Source organism: Pseudomonas piscis (assembly GCF_009380155.1).
GTDB lineage: Bacteria > Pseudomonadota > Gammaproteobacteria > Pseudomonadales > Pseudomonadaceae > Aquipseudomonas > Aquipseudomonas piscis.
This window is the reverse complement of sequence record NZ_WHUV01000003.1, coordinates 38196-55879: the sequence shown is the minus strand read 5'-3', so window position 1 is coordinate 55879 and position 17684 is coordinate 38196. Positions and strand designations below refer to the sequence as shown.

The window sequence follows — 17684 nt, the reverse complement described above, 5'->3', positions numbered from 1 at the left end:
GCGTGTTCTCGACCCTCCCCTCCCGCTATCGCCAACTGGCCGGCATCGGCTTGCTCGCCGCCGCCCTGGGCCTTGCCGCCTGCCACAACCCACCAGCGTCCACCGCCCTGCCCCCCGCTCCGGAAGTCGCCTCGGGCTACCGCACCGACATGCAGACCCGGCACGCCGCCAAGCACATGGCCGCTGCCGCCAACCCGCTGGCCGCCGAGGCCGGGCGCGAAATGCTGCGCAAGGGCGGCTCGGCCATCGATGCGGCGATCGCCATGCAGGCCGTGCTGACCCTGGTGGAACCGCAATCCTCGGGGATCGGCGGCGGGGCGATGATCGTGCTTTGGGATGGCAAGGCCGTGCGCACCTATGACGGCCGCGAAACCGCCCCGGCAGGCGCCACCGAGAAGCTGTTCCTGCAGGCCGACGGCAAGCCCATGCCCTTCCCCCAGGCGCAGATCGGCGGACGCTCGGTGGGCACTCCCGGGGTATTGCGTGCCCTGGAGATGGCCCACGAGCAACACGGTCGCCTGCCCTGGGCGCAACTGTTCGAACCGGCGATCCGCCTGGCCGAACAAGGCTTCGCCATCTCGCCACGGCTGCACACCATGATCAGCAGCGACAGCGCCCTGCCGCGCTCGCCGGACATGGCCGCCTACTTCCTCAACGCCGATGGCACGCCCAAGGCCGTCGGCACCCTGCTGAAGAACCCGCAGCTGGCCGCAGTGCTCAAGCGCATCGCCCAGGAAGGCCCGGACGCGCTGTACAAGGGGCCGATCGCCGCCGAGATCGTGGCCAAGGTCCAGGGCCACGCCAACCCCGGCAGCCTGTCGCTCGCCGACCTGCAGAACTACCGCGCCAAGGAGCGCGCGCCACTGTGCAGCGATTACAAGCGCTGGCAGGTCTGCGGCATGCCGCCGCCCTCCTCCGGGGGCGTGGCAGTGGCGCAGATCCTCGGCACCCTGCAAGCCCTGGAGCAGCGTGATCCACGCTACACCCTGGCCAATCTCAAACCGCAGAAAACCCAACAGCCGGCCGGCCTGGAACCGGCGCCACAAGCGGTACACCTGATCGCCGAGGCCGAGCGCCTGGCCTACGCCGACCGCGGCCTGTACGTGGCCGACAGTGACTTCGTGCCAGTGCCGGTAGCCGGCCTGATCGCCCCGGACTACCTGGCCAGTCGTGCCGCCCTGATCGGCGAGCGCAGCATGGGCCAGGCCGAGCCCGGCAAACCGCGGGGCATCCAGGTGGCCTATGCACCGGACCGTTCGCCGATGCGCATCTCCACCTCCCAGGTCGTGGCGGTGGATGACCAGGGCGGCGCGGTGTCCATGACCACCACGGTGGAAGCGGCGTTCGGCTCGCACCTGATGGTCCAGGGCTTCATGCTCAACAACCAGATGACCGACTTCTCCTTCATCCCCGAGGAGAACGGCCAGCCGGTGGCCAACCGCGTGCAGCCGGGCAAGCGCCCGCGTTCGTCCATGGCGCCGACCCTGGTCTTCGATCGTGCCAGCGGCGAGCTGCTGGCCAGCGTCGGCTCTCCCGGCGGCTCGCAGATCATCGAGTACGTGGCCAAGTCGGTGATCGGCATGCTCGACTGGAACCTCGACCCGCAAGCCGCCGTTGGCCTGCCCAACTTCGGCAGCCGCAACGGCCCCACCGAGCTGGAGCAGGGCCAGTTCAGCCCGGCGCTGAAACAGGCGTTGCAGGCCCAGGGTCACCAGGTGAATGAAATCGACATGACCAGCGGCACCCAGGCCATCGTTCGCGTGCGTGATGCGAAGGGCAAGGCGTCCTGGGCCGGTGGCGCCGACCCACGGCGTGAAGGCGAAGCGCTGGGGGACTGAGGGTTCTGCGCTGCGCCCGAGGGCTGGCCGTGAGGCCGGCCCTTTTTTGTGGGCCTGTATGCTGTTTTTTGCAGCGCTCTGTATCTGATCGGGCAGGAAGTTCTGCCCTAGCATCAGCGCTTGCCAACGAGGAACAGACAATGCAGCCGATCCCCGCCGATATCACCGTCCCAGGCCTGAGCGTGCGTCGCCTGGGCCTCCAGGACCTGGAACTGGTGTGCGCCCACCGCCAGGCGATGTTCCTCGACGCCGGCCACCCGCCAGCCACCTTGCAGGTCATGACCGAACACTTTCGTCCCTGGCTGCATCAACGCCTGGTGGACGGTCGTTACTACGGCTTCGTGCTGCTGGAAGCCGAGCAGCCCGTGGCCAGCATCGGCCTGATGAACATCGACTGGCCGCCCCACCCGGCTCACCCGACCCAGGATCAACGCGGCTACGTGCTCAATGTCTACGTCGAGCCCAGCCACCGCCGCCGGGGCCTGGCCACGGCGCTGATGCAACTGGCGGATGCCGAGTTCCGGCAACGTGGCCTGGATTTCGCCATCCTGCATGCCACTCGCTCCGGCCAACCCCTCTACCAGGGCCTGGGCTGGGCCGCCACCAGTGAAATGGCCAAGCCCCTGCAACCCTTCGCGTAAGCACGCCCCTGACCACCCACGGTGAAATCCGCTTTTCCCTGTGCGGCGAACACCTGCATCCGCTGTTTCGCGTGAAGGCCGATGTATAGATCGGCGACGCCCTGGAGGCGGCCATGGAGCCACGGTGCGACCGCTATGCTTGGGCGGCACACGTTCCTGGCAGAGATGGGCAAGGCACCGATGGACGACGTGCACGCCACGCTCTCTGCATGGCTTGATCGTCACTCAAGTCGGCGGCCTGTACGGGTAGATCCAACGATCTGCCCGCACACCGCTCGACTCACTCAGTGACTTGTTCAAGTCCCAGGGCGGGACCAGGGTCGCGCCATGAGAATTACTGCAGTCAGCCAGTTGAAGGCCTTCTGGGAGCGCTACCCGGACGCAGAACAGCCCCTGCTGGCCTGGATCGATGAAGCAAGGAATGCAGAGTGGTCCAACCCTGCGCAGATCAAGGACCAGTACCGCAACGCCAGCATTCTCAAAAGCCGCAGGGTGGTCTTCAACATCAAGGGCAACGAGTATCGACTGATCGTTGTCGTGGCCTATCGTTTCGGCGCGCTCTACATCAGATTCGTAGGTACGCACCAACAATGCGATGCCATCGACGCTGACAGCGTAGACATGGAGTAACCCGCATGAACATCCGCCCCATCCACACCGACCGGGACTATCGCGCAGCGCTGAAAAGCGTCTCGCCAATGTTCGACAACGAACCACAACCGGGAACCCCTGAAGGCGATTACTTCGATGTGATGATCACCCTGATCGAAGCTTACGAAGCCAGGCAGTTCCCCATCGACCTGCCCAACCCGATCGAGGCGATCAAGTTCCGCATGGAACAGTCCGGGCTGTCCGCCGCCGACCTGGCCCCCGCCATCGGCCGTACCAACCGCGTCTATGAAGTGCTCAACGGCAAGCGCGCGCTCACCTTGCCCATGATCTGGAAACTGCACCAATTGTTCGGCATTCCCGCCCAGAGCCTGATCAAGCCCATAAAGTCATCCTGAGCACCACGGCCGGGCTTGAGCTTGCCCTTAGGTAAAGGCCCAATATGCCGGCAAGCCCAACAACACCCAGGACGCTCCATGCTCACCATCGGACAAATGGCTCGCTGCCACGGCCTCACCACCAAGACCCTGCGCCACTACGACAGCATCGGCCTGTTCGCCCCCATGCTCACCGGGCGCGACAACGGCTACCGCTACTACAGCCCACAGCAGATCGCGACCCTCGGGCGGATCGTCTGGCTGCGCCAGTTGGGCATGTCCCTGGAGGACATCCGCACCCTGGCCGACCAGGGTGGCCTGGACAGCCCACTGGCCATGGAGCAGGCGCTGCAAGGGCAGGCGCGGCAATTGGAAAGCGAGATCGCTCGCGGCCAGAAGGTGCTGGGCCAGCTGCAACGCTATCTGGCCCAACCCCCACGCCAGCTCCCCAAGGCCCAGGTGCCGGAACGGGTATTTCTCAGCGCGCAGCGGATCATCGGCATGGCCTGGCAGCAGGGCGATGCGGGCTCCATCCCCGAGTTGTGGCAACGCTTCGAACCCCGCGAGCAGGAGATCCAGCGCCTGGCCGACCCCATGGGCACCTACGGCATCTGCCAGCCCCTGGACGACAGCCAATGGCGCTACATAGCCGGCCTGCCGGTGGCCGCCGACGCGCCCCTGGTACCCGGCATGGTGGAGCTGGAAATCCCCGCTCGCCACTACGCTCGGGTGGAGCACCATGGCACCGTGCAAACCCTGCCGGAAACCTTCCGCGCCGCCTACAGCGAATGGCTGCCCACCGCCGGACTGGTACCCGTGGATGCGGTGGAGTTCGAGTACAGCGGTGAACGCTTCCTCGGCCCGATGCACCCCGACAGCGTGGTGGAGTTGTACATCCCGCTCGGCTCCTGAGGCTCTGGCATCGGGGCGACCGCTGGTCACCCCCCTCGCCCCACGGCTTGCCGGTCAGCAAAAATGCATCGGATACCGCTATGCTCTGCCCCCATCCCCGAGGTAACCGAGCGCAGGCCCGATGAGTTTCCAGGCAAACGTGTTGAAGCAGATCGCAGGTATCCGCCATGAGTTCTCCACCATTGGCGCGACGCTACCGGCCAGCCTGTTCTTCTGCTCCCAGGTGCACAGCGGCGATGTCATCGAGGCCAGCACGACCTTGCCCAGCGGGATCATCCGTGGCGATGCGGTGCTGACTCGCTCCAACCGCCCGATCGCCGTGGTCACCGCCGACTGCCTGCCGATCCTGATAAGCAGCGACGACGGTTCCTGGGTCGCAGCAGTGCATGGCGGCTGGAAGGGCCTGCACGGCGGGATCATCGCCAATGTGCTGCAACACCTGGCAACCAAGGGGGTTGAAGCACACCAGGTACGGGTCGCCATCGGCCCCTCGATCAAGCCTTGCTGCTATGAGGTCAGCGCCGACTTCATCGCCCCGTTCTCGACGGACCCGCAGCGCCCCTGGCCTGCCAGCCAGGCCCCCTGGAGCCATGAGCAGCCGGCACCGCTGCTGCCATCGCAGATCACTCCGCCTTCGGCCAGCCAGCAAGGCTCGTTGTGGTTCGATCTGAGCCGCTACGCCGTGCATCTGCTGCATGCCGCTGGCGTGGCGGACGAGCAGATCGAGATCAGCCCGCTCTGCACCTACTGCTCCACCCCCAGCCTGGCCAGCTACCGGCGCCGAGGCCACCGGGGCGAGGAAAAGACCTTCCAGTATTCCTGGATCGGTCGCACGGCCACGCGCTGAACACAAACATCGAGATGGGCTTGTCCCGCAGGGTGGGGTAACGTGGCCGCCTTTTTCAGGCCCAACCCAAGGAGTGCTCGTGTCTGACAACCTCTATGCCCCGCCCCAGGCGGACCTGGCCACCTCCCTGCCGGAGGCGAAGCAGCCGCCGTTCTACGTGGTATCCCGGGGCAAGTTCCTCACCCTGTTCATCCTCACCTTCGGCCTCTACCGGGTGTACTGGGCCTACAAGAACTGGAAGCAGTTCAAGCAGGACAGCGGTGAGGAAATGTGGCCTGTGGCCCGGGCAATCTTCGCCATCTTCTTCACCCATGCTCTGTACCGCGAGGCCGATGCCCGGCTCAAGCGCGATGGCCAGGATTTCAAATGGGAGCACGATGGCCTGGCGACCCTGTTCGTGGTCGTATCGGTGGCCAACAACGTCCTGGACAGCCTGGCGCGCAACAACATCGGTTTTCCGCTGGTGGATATCGCCAACCTGCTGCTGATACCGGCCCTGGCCTGGATCACCTGGCTGGGCCAGCGCGGCCTGAATGCCGCGGCTGGCGACTTGCACGGCCAGAGCAACGCCCGCTTCACCCCGATCAACTACCTGTTCATGGTGCTCGGGACGCTGCTACTGGTAGTGGTGTGCCTGGGGATGATGGTCATGGCGCGCTGAACTCAGGCGCTGACGTAGACCCAGGCCTGGATACCGGAAGACAGGGTCACGCTGACTCGCTTGTAGTCCGAGACTTCATAGCGGTCGGCGGCTGCCAGTTCCTCGGCAGTGATGCGAAACACCATGCCGGGGATCGGTGCGCTGTCCGCCGACCCCGGACGCAGGATCGGGTGATGGGTCTTGCCGCTACTGGCCAGCACTTGCGGGTCGGTGATTTCCACCCAGTGCTGGTCGTAGCCGAGCATGGCGTCATGGCGACCCTCCAGTTCGCGGCCGAAGTTGGCCAGTTGCACCGCCTTGTCCTGCAGGGTGCCGTAGGAAAAAAGATAAACCGATGCCGGTGTTGCCGCACTCATCCGTAGTGTCCCAATCAAGGTTGTGATCCGCTTCAGCGGGTGATTTTCAGCGCCTGCCGCTCGTCGTGCCGCTCCAGAGCCAGCTCGATCAACCGGCTGACCAGTTCGCTGTAGCTCATGCCCGCGGCCTGCCACAGCTTGGGGTACATGCTGATGCGCGTGAACCCCGGCAAGGAGTTGACCTCGTTGATCAACACCTGGCCACTGTCGGTGAGAAACACATCGACCCGCGCCAACCCGGAGCAACCCAGCACCTGGAAAGCCTCGATGGCCAGGGCGCGAATCCGCTCGCTGGCTTCATGGTCGATGGCCGCCGGCACTACCACTTGGGCCGCCTGCTCGTCGATGTACTTGCTGTCATAGGAATAGAAACCGCTGCCGACCACGATCTCGCCACAGCCACTGGCGATGGGCTGGTCGTTGCCCAGTACCGCGCACTCGATCTCCCGGCCACGCACCGCCGACTCCACCAGCACCTTGTGGTCGAAGCCCAGGGCCAGCTCTACCGCGGCCTGGTACTGAGCCTCGTCCTCGACCTTGCTCACCCCCACCGACGAGCCCTGGTTGGCCGGCTTGACGAACAACGGCAGGCCAAGCGCCGCCCGGACCTGGGCAAAGTCATGGCGCGCCCGGTTGGCGCGGGTCAGGGTGACGAAGGGCGTCACCGCAAGGCCGGCATCGCGCAGCAGGCGCTTGCTGATGTCCTTGTCCATGCACACCGCCGAGCCCAGCACGTCGGAGCCGACGAAGGGCAAGTCGGCCATGCGCAGCAGGCCCTGCAGGCAACCGTCTTCGCCCAGGGTGCCGTGGACGATGGGGAAGATCACATCGACGTGCCCCAGCAGCTCCTGGCTGGAGGTCTCCACCAGTTGCCCGCTGGCCTTGCCCGGCACCACCGCCAGTTCGCGGTTGGACTGGTTGAGGGCGATCAGCGCCGGATTCTCCTGGTTGATCAGGAAGTTCGAAGTGTCGTTGAGGTGCCAGTGGCCCTGCTTGTCGATACCGATCAACACCGGTTCGAAACGCGAGCGATCCAGGGCATCGACGATGTTGCGTGCCGATTGCAGCGACACTTCATGCTCGGCCGAACGGCCACCAAAGATAATCCCGACCCGCAGCTTGCTCATGAATGGCTTCCGTCTTGAAAAAGATTCCCGGCCTCAGCTCGGGCTGTAGCGCAGGTGGATCAGCGCCACCCGCTCGTGTTGCTTGTCCTTGCGTTCCTCGATGGCGAAGGGCACGAACCCCAGCTTCGGATAGAACAACAGCCCCGCCACATTGCTGTTGAAGCAGGACAGGGTCACGTCGCTGGCCTGGTGCCGGCTGCGGGCGAGATAGATCATCTGCCCGATCAACTGCGCGCCCAGCCCGACGCTGCGCACATCCGGGTCGACGATCACGTTGCCGATGGTGCAGGTACCGCCCTGTTCCCAGCGATAGAAATTGGCGAAACCCACCACCTGCCCGTCACGCTCGATCACCGTGGAATCGCTGCGCTGGGCGATAGAGTCGCGCAACTGCTCATGGGTCAAGGGCCAGGTGGCGGCGGGGAAAAAGAAGAACAGCTCCTGGGCACTGCGCACAAAGCCGCAGATACGCGGGATATCGGCGTCCACCACCGGGCGGAAGGTCACTGCCATGTTCGGACTCCTGCGGGACGTAGCGTCCTGGTCGAGGTTCGCGTCATGGGCCTCAAACGCTGCCGCATGAGCCTGTAGCGAGGTGGTGGACGCTACTCCTCTCGTTGCGCCCAGGCAACCACCGGGCCGGCCGCCAGCTATGCTCAATTAACGGGCTGCCATGTCGTGGGAGGGCAATCATGCAAGGCTACCTGGTGACCTTCTTCACCCAGCAGAACCGGCGTTACCACGGTCGGATGCTCGGCGACTGGATCATCGACCTGGCCCGGGAAATGGGCCTGCAGGGCGCCACCCTTTCCAGCGCCGTCGAAGGGTTCGGCCATTCCCGGCAACTGCATTCAGTGCATTTTTTCGACCTGGCCGACCAGCCCCTGGAAATCCGCCTGGCCATCAGCGAAGCAGAAGCCCGGCAATTGTTCGAACGCCTGGCCCAGGAAGACTTCGCGCTGTTCTACACCAAGGTCCCCATCGAGTTCGGCCACCTGGGCCGGCAGGCACAACTCGATAGCGCGTGATGGGCCGGGCAAGACAGCCGGTACGGCCTCGGGTTAACGTGCCGGTTTCAGCTACCTGCTCCTGGATTGCCCCATGGCCGGACCGATCATCACCGACTGGGTTCACCGCGCACCGCCCGCCCGGGGCCTGGAACGCATCGAAGCCTACTTCGCCGGCCATGGCTACGACATGCATCGCCACGATACCTACGCCATCGGCCGCACCCTGCACGGGGTACAGAGCTTCCAGTACCGCGGCGGCTGGCGCCATAGCCTGCCGGGCGGAACCATGGTCCTGCACCCCGACGAAGCCCACGATGGCGAAGCCGGGACCCAGGATGGCTTTCACTACCGCATGCTGTATGTCGAGCCGGCGTTGATCCAGCAGATCCTCGGCGGCCAGCCCCTGCCCTTCATCGCTGGCGGCCTGTCCGCCGATCCACGGCTGTTCGCCGCAACCCAGACCCTGCTGCGCAATGTCGACAGCCCCCTGGACCCGCTGGAGCAGCAAGATGCCCTGTTCGACCTGGCCCACGCGCTCAACCGGGTATCCGGGGTCGCGGCGCCCCGGCAACGCTTCGACTACCAGGCCGCCGAACGTGCCCGGGAATACATCCACAGTGCCCTGGACCGCACCCTGACCCTCGATGAGCTGGCCACCCACAGCCAGCGCGATCGCTGGAGCCTGTCCCGGGATTTTCGCCTGCTGTTCGGCACCAGCCCCTACCGCTACCTGAGCATGCGCCGCCTGGACCTGGTCCGGGCGCTGCTGGTGCAGGGCCAGCCCCTGGCCCACGCAGCGCTGGCTGCCGGCTTCGCCGACCAGAGCCACATGACCCGCCAGTTCCGCCAGGCCTATGGCCTGCCGCCGGCACGCTGGCTGAAGATGCTCGGCCGCTGAACCACGCACAATCGTTCAAGAATCCACAGCCGCGGGTTGCCTACCCTGGGCGCTCTTTCACCAGCGATATGGAGCCCCCATGGACAATCCCGCCAGCAGCACCGCGCAACGCCAGTACCAGAGCATCAACTTCGCCCAGAAGCTCGGCCTGTTCAGCGAACAGTGGACCCCCAAGGTGATCGCCGAGATGAACGACTACCAGTTCAAGATCTCCAGGCTGCAAGGCGAGTTCGTCTGGCACTCCCACGCCGAGACCGACGAAACCTTCATCGTGCTCGATGGCCTGCTGCACATCGACTTCCGTGACGGCCAGGTGTCCATCGCCAGCGGCGAGATGTTCGTCGTGCCCCGGGGCGTGGAACACAAGCCCTGGTCGGAACAGGAGGTCAAGCTGCTGCTGATCGAGCCTCGGGGCGTACTCAACACCGGTAACCAGGGCGGCGCGCGCACCGCCTTGAACGACGTCTGGATCTGACCCCGCCCGACAGCCGGCCAGGGGAATTAATGCCGTGCTGTCGGAGTCAGAGCTGCGGTAGGCCGTCGATCGACTACCCTTGAACGATACCAGGAGCGTCGAAAAGCCTGCGTCGTTCCTGAAACCACAGGTAGAGTGGCGCTCCTGTTTTTCTCCGTGCGCTGACTCGATTGCAGGGACCGCAACCTGGTCCCGGTGTTCGATGTCGCCCATGGCGCATCCACCTACCGCAGCGACTCCCGGACCCCTGAATGCCCCAACCGCATCAAGACACTGCCGCTTCCTTCCTGCTCCAGGACCTGCGCGCCGGCACCGCGACCCTGCATGTGGCCCTGGAACAACGCCTGCCATTTTTCTCCGAGCAGCTCGACGCTGCCTGGTACCAACGCCTGATCCAGGCCTACTACGGGTTCTACCAGCCCCTGGAGGCGGCCCTGGATCAAAGCGGGCTGATTCCGGCCGGGTACGAGCCGCAACTGCGGCGCAAGACTCCAGCGCTGAACGGCGACTTGCTGGCCCTGGGCCTGAGCCAGGCCGAGATCGACCACCTGCCACGCTGCCCGCAACTGCCCCGACTGGGCACTCCGGGCGCCTGCCTGGGCACTCTCTATGTGCTGGAGGGCGCGACCCTGGGCGGGCAGATCCTGCGCCGCGAAATGGCCCGGCGCCTGGCCCTGGATGCCGGCAATGGCGGGGCCTTCCTCGACGTCTACGGCGCCCTCACCGGCCGGCGCTGGAAGGATTTCCTCGACTACCTGGGCCGCATGCCCAGCCACACCAGCGCCCGCCAGCAAGTGGTGGACGCCGCGCAATCCACATTTGCCTGTTTCGAGCGCTGGCTCGACAGCCGCGAGGTGCTGCTATGCCCCCCCAGGATTCCCAGGCCTTCGAGCAGTTGCTGGCCAACTGCGCCAACGAACCCATCCGTTCCCCGGGCGCGATCCAGCCCCATGGCGTCCTGCTGACCCTGGACGAGCCAGGGCTGCGCATCCGCCAGGTCAGCGCCAACGTCGAGACCCTGCTGGGCCAGCGCGCCGAGCAGGTCGTCGAGCAGCCCCTGGACAGCCTCCTGGGCGCCGAACACACCCAGAGCATTCGCCAACTGCTGCAACTGCAACGCTTGCTCGATGCCCCGCCGCTGTACCTGGAGCTTCATGGCAGGCGCTTCGAAGCCCTGCTGCATCGGCACCAGGGCGTATTGATCCTGGAACTGGAGCACCAGCTCGAACAGCACCAGGCCCCGGAGCTCAAGCAGCGCACCGACAACCTCGGGCGCCTGCTGCGCCGCCTGCAGACCGCCAAGACCCTGCAAGAGCTGTACGCCATCAGCGTCAGCGAGATCCAGGCCATGACCGGCTACGACCGGGTGCTGATCTATCGCTTCGAAGACGAAGGCCACGGCCAGGTGATCGCCGAGGCCACGCGGCCGACCATGGAAGTGTTCAACGGCCTGTTCTTCCCCGCCTCGGACATTCCCCAGCAGGCCCGCGAGCTGTACCGCAGCAACTGGCTGCGGATCATTCCCGATGCCGACTATCAGCCGGTGCCGCTGGTGCCGACCTTGCGCCCGGACACCGGCCAGGCCCTGGACCTGAGCTTCGCCACCTTGCGCAGCGTGTCGCCGATCCACTGCCAGTACATGAAGAACATGGGCGTGCTGTCGTCCATGAGCATCTCCTTGCTCAAGGACGACCAGCTCTGGGGCCTGATCAGTTGCGGCAACCGCCAGCCACTGCTGGTACCCCACGAGTTGCGCATCGCCTGCCAGACCATCGGCCAGGTGCTGTCGCTGCAGATCAGCGCCATGGAAGCCCTGGAAGTCAGCCGCCAGCGCGAGGAAAAGCTCGCCACCCTGGCCAGCCTCAACCAGGCCATGGCGCAGGCCAGCGGCAGCGTGTTCGCCAGCCTGGCCCAGGAGCCCGGGCAACTGCTGGAGCTGACCCGGGCCGGCGGCGTGGCGATCATCGAGGATCGCCAGCTGCACTGCTTCGGTAACTGCCCGCCGGAGGCTGAAATCCGCGCCCTGCACCGCTGGTTGCAAGAGTCCGGGCAACCGGTGTTCGCCACTCACCACCTGGCCAGCGTCTACCCGCCGGCGGCCAGTTATCAACAGGTGGCCAGCGGTGTCCTGGCCATGAGCCTGCCCAAGCCTGTGGATAACGGCGTGCTGTGGTTCCGGCCCGAGGTGAAGGAAAACATCAACTGGAGCGGCAACCCGCAAAAGCCCCTGGACCTGGAGAACTCCGACGCCGGCCTGCGCCTGCGACCGCGTACCTCGTTCGAGATCTGGAAAGTGGAAATGGCCGGGATCTCCAGCAAGTGGAGCCACGGCGACCGCTTCGCCGCCAACGACCTGCGCCGCTCGGCCCTGGAGCACGACCTGGCGCGCCAGGTGCTGCGCGAACAACAGGCAGTGCGCGCCCGGGACGAGCTGGTGGCGGTGGTGTCCCACGACCTGCGCAACCCCATGACCGTGATCTCCATGCTATGCGGCATGATGCAAAAGGCCTTCAGCTCCGACGGCCCGCACACCTCGCGGCGCATCTCCTCGGCCATCGACACCATGCAGCAGGCCGCCAGCCGCATGAACATCCTGCTGGAGGATCTGCTGGACACCTCGAAGATCGAGGCCGGGCGCTACCGCATCGCCCCCCAGCCGCTGGACGTCGCGCAGATCTTCGAGGAAGCCTATTCGCTGCTGGCGCCCCTGGCCCTGGACAAGTCCATCGATATCAGTTTCCACGCCGAACCGGACCTGACCATCCACGCCGACCCCGAGCGGCTGTTCCAGGTGCTGTCGAACCTGGTGGGCAACGCCATCAAGTTCACCCCCAAGCAAGGCAAGGTCGGGGTGGTGGCGATGTCCGACGGCGAGCAGATCGTGTTCAGCGTCCGCGACTCCGGGGAAGGCATCCCCGCCGACCAGCTGCCGTTCATCTTCGACCGCTACTGGACCATGAAGGAAGGCAACCCCAACGGCACCGGCCTGGGTTTGTACATCACCCAGGGCATCGTCCAGGCCCACGGTGGCACGATCCAGGCCTACAGCGAGGTGGGCAAGGGCAGCGAATTCCGCTTCAGCGTGCCCCGGGCCTGAGCCTCACTCGGCGCCGTGGGCCACCAGCCAGTCATGGAACAACTGGCCGCTGGCCGACAGGCGCCGGTTGCGCAGGTGCACCAGGAAGTCCGCCTGGCCGGTATGGAAGGCCCAGTCGCCAACCCGTAGCAACTCGCCCTTGGCCACCCCGTCGCGGGCCATGAAATCCCAGCCCAGGCCCACCCCCAGCCCCTGCTGCACGGCACTGAACATCAAGGTCAGCTGATTGAAGCCCAGGGCTCCCGGCGGCGCGCTGTAGTCCAGGCCGAAGTGACGGAACCAGTCCCGCCAGTCGATGCAGTTCCAGGCCGAGGCGTCCAGCTGGATCAGCGGCAAGGCCGCCAGTTGCCCAAGCTCGCTGACCACCGGCAACTCCAGGCGCCGGCTGGCGATGGGGTAGACGATCTCGGCAAACAGCGGCGTGGCCGCCAGGGACGACCAGTGCCCCGGCCCGTAGAGAATGCCGAAGTCATGCTCGGCCACGCTGGACTCGTCCATGTCGTTGTTGGCGTGGATGCTCACGGTGATCTCCGGGTGCTGCTTGTTGAATGCCAGCAAGCGCGGGAACAGCCAGAACTGCGCCACCGCATGGGTGCATTGCACGGTGATGGTGTTGGCGTCACGCCCGGCTCGCAGGCGTGTGACGCTGCGCAGCAAGGCTTCGAGCTGGGTGCTGACCTGGGCGAACAGCGTCGCGCCGCTGGCGGTGAGCTTCACCCCGCGGGCCTGGCGCTCGAACAATTCGGTCTTGAGCGACAGCTCCAGACTGCGGATCTGCTTGCTCACCGCGCTCTGGGTCAGGCACAGCTCGGTGGCGGCCCGGGTGAAGCTGGCGTTGCGGCCCACCGCTTCGAAGGTCACCAGGGTTTCCAGTGGCGGCAAGTGCCGGGCGAAGCGACTCATTAGGTATTCCCCAGGAGAATAGGTAGGTGCCTATATATCCTTTGTCCATCCGGTCAGCAATGACTAGCCTGCGCACCTTGATGAATCGCTGCGAGTGTGTGCATGAAACGCGGAGTTGCTTATGCGGTCCTGGCCGGTGCGGTCTGGGGCCTGGCCATTGTGGTGCCCAGCCTGTTGCCGGAGTTCAGCCCGCTGATGCTCAGCTGTGCCCGCTTCACCCTGTATGGTGCATTCTCCCTGCTCCTGGCTGCGCCCCAGGCACGCGAGCTTCTGCAACGCTTGACCTGGAACGACGCACTGCTGCTGGTGAAGCTGGCACTGACCGGCAACCTGATCTATTTCATGCTGCTGGCCAGCGCCATTCAGTGGGCCGGGGTGACCAGTACCGCGCTGATCGTCGGCCTCTTGCCCCTGACCATCACCCTGGCCGGGCGCGGGGATGCCGACGCAGTGCCGTTGCGGCGCCTGCGCTGGCCGCTGCTGCTGGTGTTCGGCGGGATCTGCTGCATCAACCTCGACACCCTGCTCACCGCCCAGGGCGATTCGCCGGAGCTGGGCCAGCGCGCCCTGGGCCTGCTGTGTGCCTTCGGCGCGCTGCTGTGCTGGACCTGGTTCGCCAAGGACAACGCCCGCTACCTCAAGAACAGCCGTTTCGACAGCGGTCAGTGGTCGAGCCTGTGGGGCATCACCACCGGCCTGATGAGCGCCGTGGTCTGGCTGCTGGCCCAGGGCCTGGAGTTGCCGGGAACGCGGATCGAGGCCAGCGACCAGCGCTGGATGCTGTTCTGGGGCCTGAGCCTGTGCAGCGCGGTGCTCGGCTCGTGGTTCGGCAATCGCATGTGGAATGCCTCGACCCGGCGCCTGCCGCTGACCCTGAGCGGCCAGTTGATCGTGTTCGAAACCCTGTTCGCCCTGCTCTACGGCTTCATCTGCCTGCAGCACCTGCCGAGCTTGCTGCAAGCCAGCGCGGCGTTGTTGTTGCTGGCCGGCGTGCTCTGGGCCGTGCGCCGGCACCTGCCCCAGGCTCACTGAGGGCCTCAGCCCGAGGCCGCAGAACAACCCGGCAGCGCCACCGGGGAATGGGGCAGGCGCAGGGCCAGCAAGGCGCCCAACAACGCCAGCAGGGCACTGGCGGCGGTGGCCAGCTCGATGCCATAGGCCTGGTTGCCCACCGGGCCCAGGGTGTTGGCCAGGGACACCAGCAAGGCCAGGCCCAGGGCACCGCCGATCTGCTGGCTGGTGGAAGCCACGCCTGCCGCCACGCCCTGCTCGGTTGCGGCAATGCCCTGCCCTGCCGAGATCCACATGGTGTTCCAGGTCATGCCCTGGCCGATGCTCATGATCACGATCCCGGGTAACAGGCCGACAAAACCACGGCTGCCCGGTAGCGCCAGGTAGATCATGCCGATGCCCAGGGCCCCGGCCAGCAAACCGCAGGCCAGGACCGCCCGCAGGCTGACGCGCCGCAGCGCCCGCTCGCCCAGCCAGATGCCCAGGGTGCAGAGCACCGTCGAGGGCAGGAAGGCCAGGCCACTGTGCAACACACTGAACTGGTAGACCTGCTGGAAGTACAGGCTGAGAAAGTAGTACTGCACGCCGAAGCTGCTCATGAACAACGCGGTGATCAGCATCGCCATGCGCAGCTGTGGATAACCCAGCAGACGCAGGGGCATCAACGGGTCTCGCCCCAGGCGCTCGATACGCAGGAACAACCCGAGCAAGGCCAGCGCCAGCAGCAGGCAGGCCAGGGTCGCCGGGGCGGCCCAGCCCCATTCCGGCCCCTGGACGATGGCGAACACCAGCAAGGTGCCGCCCAGGGTCACGCTCAAGGCGCCCGGCAGGTCGAACTGGCGCCCGCGCTGGCGCGGAGGATCGGCGGGAATCCAGCGCCGGGCCAGCAATGCACACGCACCGGCCAGGGGTACGTTGACCAGGAACACCGCCGCCCAGCCCCAGTACTGGGTCAGCACGCCCCCCAGCAGCGCCCCCAGGGCCAGCCCGGCCGCCGACGCTGCGCTCCACACCGCGAAGGCACGGTTACGCGCCGGGCCTTCGGCGTAGTAGGTATTGATCAGGGCCAGGGTCGCAGGGAACAGCATCGCCCCTCCCACACCCTGCACCGCTCGCGCCAGCACCAGCAACAAGGCGCTGCCCCCCAGCCCCCCGGCCAGGGACGCCAGGGCATAGAGCCCCTGGCCGACGATGTAGAAACGCCGCTTGCCCAACAGGTCCGCCGCCCGGCCGCCCAGCAGCAGGAAGCCGCCGAAGGTCACGCTGTAGGCACTGACCACCCATTGCAGCTGCTGGGCGGAAAAGCCCAGGCGCTGGCCGATCTCCGGCAAGGCAACGAAGACGATGGTGGCGTCCAGGGCAATGATCAGCTGGGCCGTGGCCAGCAACAGCAGCATCCAGCCCGACGGCTTGGCTAGTGGGTTCACGGACATCGCGGGACTCCTCGGATGAAATGACGGCGGCCAGTTTCATCGATGCGTTTTAAATGATAAACAAGCCATTCTTTCTTTCAGTAATGACTTTAATCATGGATCTGAACGCCCTGCGCCTGCTGGTCCGAGTGGCCGAAACCCGCAGCTTCACCCGCGCCGCCGGGGACCTGGGGCTGACCCAGTCCGGCCTGTCCCGGGCCATCTCGCGCCTGGAACAGCAGTTGGGCGTGCGCCTGCTACAACGCAACACCCGCAGCGTCAGCCTGACCCCGGACGGCCAGATGCTGGTGGAGCGTGCCGGACCGCTGCTGGCGGAACTGGTCCAGACCGAGAGCCTGCTGTTGGAACGCCGCGACTCGCCCACCGGCGTGCTGAAGATCAGCGCTCCCTCGCTGTTCGGACGCAAGGTGGTGATGCCGGTGATCGGCGGCCTGACCGAGCGTTATCCGGCCTTGAGCATCGAGGCGGTGATGACCGACCGGATCGTGGATATCGTCGATGAAGGCTTCGATGCCGTGCTGCGTACCGGAACCATCCAGGACCAGCGCCTGATCGCCCGCCCCCTGGCGCCGCTGCGCTGGGTCACGGTGGCGGCGCCGGCCTACCTGGAACGCCACGGCACACCTCGGGACCTGGCCGAGTTGCAGCGCCACAACTGCCTGACCGTGCGCAACCTGCGCAGCGGCCGGCTGGTGGAATGGCAATTCATGGACCAGGGCAGGCCCCTGGACCTGGCGGTCACGGGACGTTTGATCTTCGATATCGGCGATGCCCTGGTGGACGCCGTGCTGGGTGGTTTCGGCATCGCCCAACTGATGGAGTTCGCCGTGCGCGAGGCCCTGGACGACGGGCGCCTGCGGCCCATTCTCCAGGCGTACGACGGGCGCAGCCGCGAGCTGTCGCTGGTCTACCCGCCCTCGCGCCAGTGCTCGGCAAAACTCACCACATTCGCCGCGGCCCTGGGCCAGGTGAGCTGGTAAGGCACGTCAGCCCTCTTCCGGCACATCCTGGGTCACATCGAGCAAGCGCGGCTGGGCGATCCGCAGGTAGTCCTCGGTGGCCAGCACCATGGATGCATCCAGGCGCCCGGCATTGAAGGCGATTTGTTCATAGCGCGAGGTCAGCTGCGGATCGACGATCAACGCAATCCGTGGATCGAAGCTCAGCGGTGGAATGGCTCCGATCACGCAGCCCGTCAGTTCCCGGGCCAGCTGCGGCGCCACGAGCTGGGCTTTCTTGCCTCCCAGGGCCGCGCCGACTTTCTTCATGTCCAGCTTCTGGTCCCCGGACAGGATCACCAGGGCGTAGGCATCGCCACCGCCCTTGAGGCCGCACAGCATGGCCTTGGCCCCCTGGCCCGGCTCGGTGCCGCGAATCTCGGCGACCCGCGCCGACTGCCCTTCTGCCGGATGCTCGATCACCCGGTAACGGGCCTGGTGACTGTCCAGCAGCGCCACCAGGCGTTGGAAAACCTCGTGCATGCAACCTC

At 66.0% G+C, this 17684-nt stretch carries 20 protein-coding genes and 1 pseudogene; 15 read left to right on the top strand and 6 right to left on the bottom strand.

Going from position 1 to position 17684, the window contains the following annotated elements:
- Positions 1-2 precede the first annotated feature (2 nt).
- From ggt to GDH07_RS17000, 8 genes are all read left to right on the top strand, one after another.
- Positions 3-1838 carry a gamma-glutamyltransferase gene (ggt, locus tag GDH07_RS17035; RefSeq protein WP_343038273.1) on the top strand — a complete coding sequence of 612 codons (1836 nt, stop codon included), beginning with the start codon at positions 3-5 and terminating at the stop codon, positions 1836-1838.
- 140 nt (positions 1839-1978) lie between these two features.
- Positions 1979-2479: a GNAT family N-acetyltransferase gene (locus GDH07_RS17030; RefSeq protein WP_152898356.1), complete on the top strand. Its 501-nt coding sequence runs from the start codon at positions 1979-1981 to the stop codon at positions 2477-2479.
- 8 nt (positions 2480-2487) lie between these two features.
- Positions 2488-2568 (top strand): DUF3077 domain-containing protein, encoded by an 81-nt coding sequence (locus tag GDH07_RS32770; RefSeq protein WP_343038310.1) that lies wholly within the window; start codon positions 2488-2490, stop codon positions 2566-2568.
- 238 nt (positions 2569-2806) lie between these two features.
- Entirely contained in the window at positions 2807-3109 is a 303-nt protein-coding gene (locus GDH07_RS17020; RefSeq protein WP_152898355.1) for a type II toxin-antitoxin system HigB family toxin, read from the top strand.
- 5 nt (positions 3110-3114) lie between these two features.
- On the top strand, positions 3115-3486 hold the full coding sequence (locus tag GDH07_RS17015; protein ID WP_152898354.1) for a helix-turn-helix domain-containing protein: 372 nt from the start codon (positions 3115-3117) through the stop codon (positions 3484-3486).
- A gap of 78 nt (positions 3487-3564) precedes the next feature.
- Positions 3565-4377: a MerR family transcriptional regulator gene (locus GDH07_RS17010; protein WP_152898353.1), complete on the top strand. Its 813-nt coding sequence runs from the start codon at positions 3565-3567 to the stop codon at positions 4375-4377.
- Between the two features lie 121 nt (positions 4378-4498).
- Positions 4499-5224: a purine nucleoside phosphorylase YfiH/LACC1 family protein gene (locus tag GDH07_RS17005; protein WP_031320518.1), complete on the top strand. Its 726-nt coding sequence runs from the start codon at positions 4499-4501 to the stop codon at positions 5222-5224.
- A 79-nt stretch (positions 5225-5303) separates the two neighbouring features.
- The gene (locus GDH07_RS17000; protein ID WP_343038272.1) at positions 5304-5885 is read left to right on the top strand and encodes a hypothetical protein; all 582 of its coding nucleotides are present in this window, start codon (positions 5304-5306) and stop codon (positions 5883-5885) included.
- A 2-nt stretch (positions 5886-5887) separates the two neighbouring features.
- Here GDH07_RS17000 and GDH07_RS16995 read toward each other — a convergent pair whose 3' ends face one another.
- From GDH07_RS16995 to GDH07_RS16985, 3 genes are read right to left on the bottom strand one after another with little or no spacing between them, the layout of a single operon-like run.
- Positions 5888-6241 (bottom strand): gamma-glutamylcyclotransferase family protein, encoded by a 354-nt coding sequence (locus tag GDH07_RS16995; RefSeq protein WP_022640916.1) that lies wholly within the window; start codon positions 6239-6241, stop codon positions 5888-5890.
- A gap of 32 nt (positions 6242-6273) precedes the next feature.
- A complete protein-coding gene (gene ddlA / locus GDH07_RS16990) occupies positions 6274-7368 on the bottom strand; it encodes a D-alanine--D-alanine ligase (RefSeq protein ID WP_022640917.1) in 1095 nt (364 codons plus the stop codon).
- A 33-nt stretch (positions 7369-7401) separates the two neighbouring features.
- A complete protein-coding gene (locus tag GDH07_RS16985) occupies positions 7402-7881 on the bottom strand; it encodes a GNAT family N-acetyltransferase (RefSeq protein ID WP_053132067.1) in 480 nt (159 codons plus the stop codon).
- A gap of 179 nt (positions 7882-8060) precedes the next feature.
- On the opposite strand from GDH07_RS16985, the gene GDH07_RS16980 reads away from it, so the two are divergent.
- The 5 genes and pseudogenes from GDH07_RS16980 to GDH07_RS16960 all read left to right on the top strand — a co-directional run bounded on the left by GDH07_RS16980 (position 8061) and on the right by GDH07_RS16960 (position 12848).
- Complete coding sequence (locus tag GDH07_RS16980; RefSeq protein ID WP_022640919.1) at positions 8061-8396, top strand: DUF190 domain-containing protein; 336 nt, start codon at positions 8061-8063, stop codon at positions 8394-8396.
- A 73-nt stretch (positions 8397-8469) separates the two neighbouring features.
- The gene (locus GDH07_RS16975; RefSeq protein WP_152898352.1) at positions 8470-9276 is read left to right on the top strand and encodes an AraC family transcriptional regulator; all 807 of its coding nucleotides are present in this window, start codon (positions 8470-8472) and stop codon (positions 9274-9276) included.
- A 79-nt stretch (positions 9277-9355) separates the two neighbouring features.
- Positions 9356-9751 (top strand): cupin domain-containing protein, encoded by a 396-nt coding sequence (locus GDH07_RS16970; RefSeq protein ID WP_022640921.1) that lies wholly within the window; start codon positions 9356-9358, stop codon positions 9749-9751.
- Between the two features lie 251 nt (positions 9752-10002).
- Positions 10003-10614, top strand: a pseudogene (locus tag GDH07_RS16965) (biliverdin-producing heme oxygenase); the annotation flags it as partial.
- Positions 10614-12848 (top strand): ATP-binding protein, encoded by a 2235-nt coding sequence (locus GDH07_RS16960; RefSeq protein ID WP_152898350.1) that lies wholly within the window; start codon positions 10614-10616, stop codon positions 12846-12848. The pseudogene GDH07_RS16965 and the gene GDH07_RS16960, both read left to right, overlap by 1 nt.
- 3 nt (positions 12849-12851) lie before the next feature.
- Here GDH07_RS16960 and GDH07_RS16955 read toward each other — a convergent pair whose 3' ends face one another.
- Positions 12852-13751 (bottom strand): LysR substrate-binding domain-containing protein, encoded by a 900-nt coding sequence (locus GDH07_RS16955; protein ID WP_152898349.1) that lies wholly within the window; start codon positions 13749-13751, stop codon positions 12852-12854.
- A 102-nt stretch (positions 13752-13853) separates the two neighbouring features.
- On the opposite strand from GDH07_RS16955, the gene GDH07_RS16950 reads away from it, so the two are divergent.
- Positions 13854-14783 (top strand): DMT family transporter, encoded by a 930-nt coding sequence (locus GDH07_RS16950; RefSeq protein ID WP_152898348.1) that lies wholly within the window; start codon positions 13854-13856, stop codon positions 14781-14783.
- 5 nt (positions 14784-14788) lie between these two features.
- Here GDH07_RS16950 and GDH07_RS16945 read toward each other — a convergent pair whose 3' ends face one another.
- Positions 14789-16195, bottom strand: a complete 1407-nt coding sequence (locus GDH07_RS16945; RefSeq protein WP_152898347.1) for an MFS transporter — start codon at positions 16193-16195, stop codon at positions 14789-14791.
- 95 nt (positions 16196-16290) lie between these two features.
- Here GDH07_RS16945 and GDH07_RS16940 point away from each other — a divergent pair, with 95 nt between their 5' ends.
- Positions 16291-17175 carry a LysR family transcriptional regulator gene (locus GDH07_RS16940; protein WP_152898346.1) on the top strand — a complete coding sequence of 295 codons (885 nt, stop codon included), beginning with the start codon at positions 16291-16293 and terminating at the stop codon, positions 17173-17175.
- Positions 17176-17181: 6 nt separating this feature from the next.
- Here the strand turns inward: GDH07_RS16940 and GDH07_RS16935 are convergent, their stop codons facing one another.
- Positions 17182-17676, bottom strand: a complete 495-nt coding sequence (locus tag GDH07_RS16935; RefSeq protein ID WP_152898345.1) for a YbaK/prolyl-tRNA synthetase associated domain-containing protein — start codon at positions 17674-17676, stop codon at positions 17182-17184.
- Positions 17677-17684: the final 8 nt, after the last annotated feature.

What these genes read in the sequence shown, in the direction of transcription:
- GDH07_RS17030 (WP_152898356.1), top strand. Translation starts at nt 1,979, where the DNA reads ATGCAGCCGATCCCCGCCGATATCACCGTCCCAGGCCTGAGCGTGCGT.
- GDH07_RS17020 (WP_152898355.1), top strand. Translation starts at nt 2,807, where the DNA reads ATGAGAATTACTGCAGTCAGCCAGTTGAAGGCCTTCTGGGAGCGCTAC.
- GDH07_RS17015 (WP_152898354.1), top strand. Translation starts at nt 3,115, where the DNA reads ATGAACATCCGCCCCATCCACACCGACCGGGACTATCGCGCAGCGCTG.
- GDH07_RS17010 (WP_152898353.1), top strand. Translation starts at nt 3,565, where the DNA reads ATGCTCACCATCGGACAAATGGCTCGCTGCCACGGCCTCACCACCAAG.
- GDH07_RS17005 (WP_031320518.1), top strand. Translation starts at nt 4,499, where the DNA reads ATGAGTTTCCAGGCAAACGTGTTGAAGCAGATCGCAGGTATCCGCCAT.
- GDH07_RS16995 (WP_022640916.1), bottom strand. Translation starts at nt 6,241, where the DNA reads ATGAGTGCGGCAACACCGGCATCGGTTTATCTTTTTTCCTACGGCACC.
- ddlA (WP_022640917.1), bottom strand. Translation starts at nt 7,368, where the DNA reads ATGAGCAAGCTGCGGGTCGGGATTATCTTTGGTGGCCGTTCGGCCGAG.
- GDH07_RS16985 (WP_053132067.1), bottom strand. Translation starts at nt 7,881, where the DNA reads ATGGCAGTGACCTTCCGCCCGGTGGTGGACGCCGATATCCCGCGTATC.
- GDH07_RS16980 (WP_022640919.1), top strand. Translation starts at nt 8,061, where the DNA reads ATGCAAGGCTACCTGGTGACCTTCTTCACCCAGCAGAACCGGCGTTAC.
- GDH07_RS16975 (WP_152898352.1), top strand. Translation starts at nt 8,470, where the DNA reads ATGGCCGGACCGATCATCACCGACTGGGTTCACCGCGCACCGCCCGCC.
- GDH07_RS16970 (WP_022640921.1), top strand. Translation starts at nt 9,356, where the DNA reads ATGGACAATCCCGCCAGCAGCACCGCGCAACGCCAGTACCAGAGCATC.
- GDH07_RS16960 (WP_152898350.1), top strand. Translation starts at nt 10,614, where the DNA reads ATGCCCCCCCAGGATTCCCAGGCCTTCGAGCAGTTGCTGGCCAACTGC.
- GDH07_RS16955 (WP_152898349.1), bottom strand. Translation starts at nt 13,751, where the DNA reads ATGAGTCGCTTCGCCCGGCACTTGCCGCCACTGGAAACCCTGGTGACC.
- GDH07_RS16950 (WP_152898348.1), top strand. Translation starts at nt 13,854, where the DNA reads ATGAAACGCGGAGTTGCTTATGCGGTCCTGGCCGGTGCGGTCTGGGGC.
- GDH07_RS16945 (WP_152898347.1), bottom strand. Translation starts at nt 16,195, where the DNA reads ATGTCCGTGAACCCACTAGCCAAGCCGTCGGGCTGGATGCTGCTGTTG.
- GDH07_RS16940 (WP_152898346.1), top strand. Translation starts at nt 16,291, where the DNA reads ATGGATCTGAACGCCCTGCGCCTGCTGGTCCGAGTGGCCGAAACCCGC.
- GDH07_RS16935 (WP_152898345.1), bottom strand. Translation starts at nt 17,676, where the DNA reads ATGCACGAGGTTTTCCAACGCCTGGTGGCGCTGCTGGACAGTCACCAG.